Below are 6,025 nucleotides of genomic sequence, written 5' to 3' on the forward strand. Positions count from 1 at the left end.
CGTGACATTGAAGACCAAGCCGTTCGAGCGCAGTCTGGCGCTCACGCGCCTGGGCGTCGGCGCGGGGGCCAAGATCATGGCGCACTCCCTGACCAATATCTTTCGCGGCGAGATTTCACGTGATTCGGCCAACCGCGATTTCTATGAGCGGCAGGCGCAGATCCTGGCCGACGAACTCGGGCGGCTGAAGGGCAGTGTGATGAAGGCCGGGCAGATGCTGTCGCTGTACGGACAGTACTTTCTGCCGGAAGAGGCGGTGATCGTGTTGTCGCAGTTGCAGGACGATACGCCGCCGGTGGCCTGGAAGGTGGTGCAGCCGGTGCTCGAGCGCAATCTCGGCAAGACGCGGCTGCGCGAGCTGGACATCGACACCGAGGCCATGGCGGCGGCGTCGCTCGGGCAGGTGCATCGTGCGCGACGCAAGTCCGACGGACTCGAGCTGTGCGTGAAGATCCAGTACCCGGGGGTCGCAGACGCCATCGAGAGCGACATCAATACGCTGTCGCGGCTGCTGATCATGACGCGGCTGACGCCCAAGGGTCTCAACCTCGGGCCGGTCTTCAACGAAGTGCGGGAGATGCTGTACCGCGAGGTCGACTACAAGAGCGAAGCCGACTTCACGCGGCGTTTCGCGCAGCGGCTGGCCGGTGACGATCGGTTCGTGGTCCCGCAGGTCATCGACGACTACAGCACGCCGCAGGTGCTGACCACCACGTACGAAGCCAATGTCTCGGTGCGCAGTCCCCAGGTGCAGAAGCTCGGCCTGGCACGGCGCAACCGGCTGGGTGAGGCGTTCTTCGAGCTGTTCTGCAACGAGTTCTTCCGCTGGGGCATGGTTCAGTCCGACCCCCACTTTGGTAACTATCGCTTCCGTATCGGCGAGCGCGCCGAGGATGATCGCATCGTACTGCTCGACTTCGGGGCGACACGGCTGTTCCCGCGGCCGTTCGTTTCTGCGTACAGCGATATCGTTGAAGGCGCGCTGCGTCACGATCGCGCGCAGGTCGTGCGCGGCGCCAAGGCCATTGGCCTGATGAACGAGAAGATGCCGGACGCTGCGCTCGATGCCTTCGTCGCGATGTGCGAAGCCATCGTCGAACCGTTCGAGCCGGCCGACAGCGAACGTGCCGACGCCAAGCTGCGCAATGCCAACGGGGCTTATCGTTGGGGCGACAGTGACCTGCCGATGCGCATGGGGCGGGTCGCAGCGACCAACGCGCTATCCGTGCACTTCCGCGTGCCGCCACGCGAGATCGTCTTTCTGCACCGGCGCCTGGCCGGCGTCTTCATCATGCTGGCGACGCTGCGCTGCGAGCTCGACGCGCGCGAGCCGTTGCTTGCTGCACTGCACGATGCGCATGACGGGAGAGCCAAGAGCACCGCGGAATAAGGGTTTGACGCCACCTGTGAGATCGCTGTACGAATCGGCTTAGGCCGTACAGACACGCGCGCGTGGCAGGCGTTCAATTGTGGCGGTCTTCACGCTTGGATTACGATCGGGCGGTTAGTTTGCAAAAGAAGGCCGTCAAAGCGGCCGCCCATCCCCAGAGGAGAGCGAAGATGAGAAAGCAGTACGCACTCTTGACCGGAGCGCTGTTCCTGACGCTGGCTGCAGGTCAGGCATCGGCGAAGGTTTCGGCTGAAGAAGCCGCGCAGCTTGGCAAGACCCTGACGCCGGTCGGCGCCGAGAAGGCTGGCAACAAGGACGGCACGATCCCGGCGTGGGAGCCGGAACCGCAGCACGGCGCGTTGAGCGGCGAGTTCCCGCATAACGACAAGATCGACGGCGAGAAGCCGCTGTTCACGATCACCAAGGCCAACATGGCCAAGTACGCCGACAAGCTGACCGAAGGTCACAAGAAGCTGCTGTCGATGTACGACGATTACAAGATGAACGTCTATCCGACGCATCGCCTGGTCGACTGGCCGGCGAAGATCAAGGAGATGACGATCAAGAACGCCACGACCTGCTCGATTCAGGGCACCGACGTTCTCGACAACTGCACGGGTGGCTTCCCGTTCCCGATTCCGAAGACCGGCGCCGAGCCGATCTGGAACCACAAGCTGAAGTGGCGCGGCGAAGCGGTGACGCGCTACAACAACCAGATGATCGTGCAGCTCAATGGTGACTACCAGCTCACCAAGATCATCGAAGACGTGAAGTTCCCGTACGCGTCGATCAAGGACCCGGGCACGCTGAAGGCTGGCGGCAACGGCGAATTCCTCGAGTACCTGTCGCACGTCGTCGCGCCGCCGCGTCTGGCCGGCACCTACATCCTCGTGCACGACAAGACCGGCACCGGTGCCGACGGCCGCGCCGCGTGGCTGTACTCGCCGGGCCTGAAGCGTATCCGCCGCGCGCCGACAGTGTGCTGCGACAATCCGTACGAAGGCACCGACGGTCACCAGTTCTACGATCAGGTCGACATGTTCAACGGTGTGCTCGAGCGCTACACCTGGAAGATCGTCGGCAAGAAGGAAATGTACATCCCGTACGATTCCAACAAGATCGCCGGCAACACGGTCAAGTACAAGGACCTCGTCCGTCCGCGTCACCTGAACCAGGATCTGCCGCGCTATGAGCTGCATCGCGTCTGGGTCGTCGAAGCGACGCTGCGTCCGGGCATGAGCCATACGTTCAAGACCCGCCGCTTCTACATCGACGAAGACAGCTGGACCATCGCCGCGGTCGACGACTACGACAACCGCGATCAGCTGTTCCAGTTCCAGGAAGGCCACATCATCAATGCGCCGAACCTGCAGGCTGCGACGACCGTGCCGGAAGTGATCTATCACTTCGACTCGGGCCGTTACTTCATCACCGCGGCCTGGAATGAAGACAAGCCGATCGATGCGACGGTGCACTTCAACGACAGCTACTTCACGGCGCCGTCCGTGCAGAAGATGACGACGCGCTGACGCTCACTCGCAGCACGTGTCTCAAGGGAGGCCGCCGGAGCGATCCGGCGGCTTTCCTGTTCGAGGGGATAGAAAAGGAAATCAAATCAGATGAAACAGGAACTCAAGCAGACGTTCGACAAGCCGGCCAGCACCGTCATCAAGATGTTTGGCGATCGCCAGTACTTTGAGCGCAAGTACGCCGAGCTGGGCTTCAAGAACGTGCAAGTGCTCGAACACGACAAGAAGGGCGATCAGTTCACGATCCGCGTGCGCTACACGGCCAAGGCCGATGTCGCGCTGCCGGACTTCGCGAAGAAGTTCGTGCCGGCGGAGATGACGATCACCCAGCGCGACAGCTGGGACATGGCGAAGAAGGTCGGCCAGCTGGAAGTCGAGCTCGCCGGCCTGCCGCTGAAGGTGGGTGCCGCGATGCGCCTGGTCGACAGCGGCAAGGGCTCGACCAATACCATTGCCTGGGAAATCAAATGCTCGGTGCCCTTGGTCGGCGGCAAGCTGGAAAAGCTGCTGATGTCGGATATCGAGGCCAAGGCGGACGCCGATCTGGCCGCGTCGCGCAAGATTCTCGCCGACTACTGACGCCGTCGCGGCGCACCGCGCCGCCGTCGCCGCTTGTGTTGGCGAGGTGATCCCGCGCAACATCGCAGCCGAGGAGAGGGCGCGCATTCGACGTGCCGGGGAGGCGAGATGAACGACGGGAACCACGACGAGCGCGAGGTGCCACCCCGTGGACTGACGCTCTGGCAGACGCTGCAAAGCGTGACGGCGTCGATGTTCGGCGTGCAGAGTCGCCGCAACCGCGAGCGCGACTTCACACGGGGCAAGGCGTCGCATTTCATCATCATCGGCTTGCTGGCGGTCATCGCCTTCGTGTTGGTGTTGGTTGCCATCGTCCAGTTGCTGCTGCGTCACGCCGGGATGTAACGCGCGGCACACCATGCGGGTCAGGGAGAGGCACATGAAGAAGCTGCTGGCCGTGTCGGCCGCACTGATGCTGACGATGTCCGCGGCGCGAGCCGCGGACGCGCCGGCCTGGGTCGCCGAGAGCAATCGCAACGCCGAAGTCCTGCTCAAGGTTATGGCCGAGTTCTCGCCGGAAGACGCCGGTAGCCTCGGCGTCGATGGCTATGACGAGCAGGTCATCGATTTGGGGCCGAAGCTCAGTGAGCGCAGCCGCGCCGCGCTGCAGCAGGCCATCGTCGAGATCAAGGCGCGCTGCCAGAAGGAAACCGATGCCGCGGTGCTCGAGGATTGCCAGATCCTCATCGACTCGGCACAGCGCAGCGAGGACACGTCGGAACTCGACGACAAGCTGCTGCTGCCGTACTACGACGTGCCGAACATCGTCTTCAGTGGCATCAGAGCGCTTCTCGATCCGCGCGTGCCGAAAGCGCGGCAGGCCGCGGCGCTGGTGCGCCTGCGTCGCTACGCCGGCCTGATGCCGGGCTCGACACCCATCGTCGATCTGGCCGAGGCACGAACGCAGGAACGTTTCGTCGATCAGGGCTTGATCGGGCCGTATCGCGGTGAGGTCGAGCAGAACCTGTCCGATGCGCCGCGCTATATCGACGGCATCGAAAAATTGTTCGCCGACTCGGGCCTGAAAGGCTACGAACAGCCACTGGCGACGCTGCGCCAGCAACTCGGCACTTACAACGATTGGGTGCGCAAGACCATCCTGCCGCGCGCCCGCAGCGATCATCGCCTGCCGCCGGCGATCTACGCCGACAACCTCAAGCAGGTCGGCGTCGACCTCGACCCCGACGAGCTGATCCACCGCGCACAGCTGAGCTTTGCCGAAATCCAGAACGAGATGCGTGCGCTGGCGCCGCTGGTCGCCAAGGAGAAGGGCTACAAGGTCACCGACTATCCCAGCGTCATCGCCGAGTTGAAAAAAGACCAAGTCACCGGCGAAGCGATCCTGCCGTTGTACCGCGATACGCTCAAGGCGATCGAAGACACCATTCGCCGCGACCACATCGTCACGTTGCCGAAGCGCGAAGCCAAAATCCGCCTCGCCAGCGAGGCCGAGTCCGCACAGATTCCGGCACCGTTCATGAGCCCGCCGCGGCTGATCGGCAATACCGGCGAATACGGCGAGTTCGTGCTGCCGCTGAAAGTGCCGGGCAAAGACGGCAAGGCCGACCTGAAGACCGACGACTTCACGTTCCGCGCCGCCGCCTGGACCCTGACCGCCCACGAGGCGCGGCCCGGCCACGAACTGCAGTTCGCCAAGATGATCGAAAAAGGTGTGTCGACGGCGCGCGCCGTATTCGCGTTCAACAGCGTCAACGCCGAAGGCTGGGCGCTGTACGCCGAAGCGATCATGAAGCCCACATTCCCGCTCGACGGTCAGTTGATCGGCCTGCAGTTCCGCCTGATGCGCGCCGCACGCGCCTTCCTCGACCCCATGGTCAACCTCGGCCGCATCACACCGGACCAGGTCGATGCCTTCCTGCAGCGGGAAGTCGGCCTGTCGCCGGGCATGGCGCGCTCGGAAACCGACCGCTACGTGTTCCGCATGCCAGGGCAGGCGACCGCGTACTTCGTCGGTTATCAGGCGATGATGGGCATCCGCGCCGAAACCGAACTGGCGCTCGGCGACAAGTTCAACCAGCAGCGCTTCCACGACTTCCTGCTTGCCCAGGGCCTGCTACCGCCCAAGCTGCTCGAAAAAGCCGTGCTCGAACAGTTCATCCCGGCCGAACTCGCCCGCAAGCCCTGACGCCCCAAACTGGCCCCGCCGCTCCGGGCCTACAAAAACCGAGGCAGCACCGTGCTGCCTCGGCAGTCCCTGGTCGCTGTCCTCGAAATGAGGGCGAGTAGCGGCGAACGCCAAATGTGAACTGCATCTCACAAGGGCTTGATCCGGCACGGGACAAACGCCAATCGATCACGGCATCATGAGGCGGGGTTTACTCGCCGCGCTTATACGGCCTCGCCGGGGGATTGCAGATGCAGAACATCGGCTTATCGCCATTCGGCGTCACGTCGTCGCCGATGTATATGCGGCCCTGGGGTCCGTTTAATAGCTGTTGGACGGCACAGCATGAATGAGCGCCTCATCAAACAGTGGGCAATATCGGAGAAGCTTCTTTCCGAAGCC

5 protein-coding genes are annotated in these 6,025 nt (G+C 63.3%); all 5 read left to right on the plus strand.

Annotated features, from left to right (window positions below; translation table 11 throughout):
* Position 1 precedes the first annotated feature (1 nt).
* The 5 genes from G7Y82_RS15855 (at position 2) to G7Y82_RS15875 (ending at position 5,644) form a co-directional block, all read left to right on the plus strand.
* Entirely contained in the window at positions 2-1,390 is a 1,389-nt protein-coding gene (locus G7Y82_RS15855) for an ABC1 kinase family protein (RefSeq protein ID WP_366515681.1), read from the plus strand.
* 170 nt (positions 1,391-1,560) lie between these two features.
* On the plus strand, positions 1,561-2,919 hold the full coding sequence (locus G7Y82_RS15860) for a DUF1329 domain-containing protein (RefSeq protein ID WP_168149102.1): 1,359 nt from the start codon (positions 1,561-1,563) through the stop codon (positions 2,917-2,919).
* Between the two features lie 90 nt (positions 2,920-3,009).
* The gene (locus G7Y82_RS15865; protein WP_168149103.1) at positions 3,010-3,498 is read left to right on the plus strand and encodes a DUF2505 domain-containing protein; all 489 of its coding nucleotides are present in this window, start codon (positions 3,010-3,012) and stop codon (positions 3,496-3,498) included.
* A gap of 108 nt (positions 3,499-3,606) precedes the next feature.
* Complete coding sequence (locus G7Y82_RS15870; protein WP_168149104.1) at positions 3,607-3,843, plus strand: DUF2970 domain-containing protein; 237 nt, start codon at positions 3,607-3,609, stop codon at positions 3,841-3,843.
* Positions 3,844-3,877: 34 nt separating this feature from the next.
* The gene (locus G7Y82_RS15875; RefSeq protein ID WP_168149105.1) at positions 3,878-5,644 is read left to right on the plus strand and encodes a DUF885 domain-containing protein; all 1,767 of its coding nucleotides are present in this window, start codon (positions 3,878-3,880) and stop codon (positions 5,642-5,644) included.
* Positions 5,645-6,025: the final 381 nt, after the last annotated feature.

It is taken from the genome of Solimonas marina, from assembly GCF_012241385.1.
In the GTDB taxonomy this organism is placed as follows: Bacteria; Pseudomonadota; Gammaproteobacteria; order Nevskiales; family Nevskiaceae; genus Solimonas; species Solimonas marina.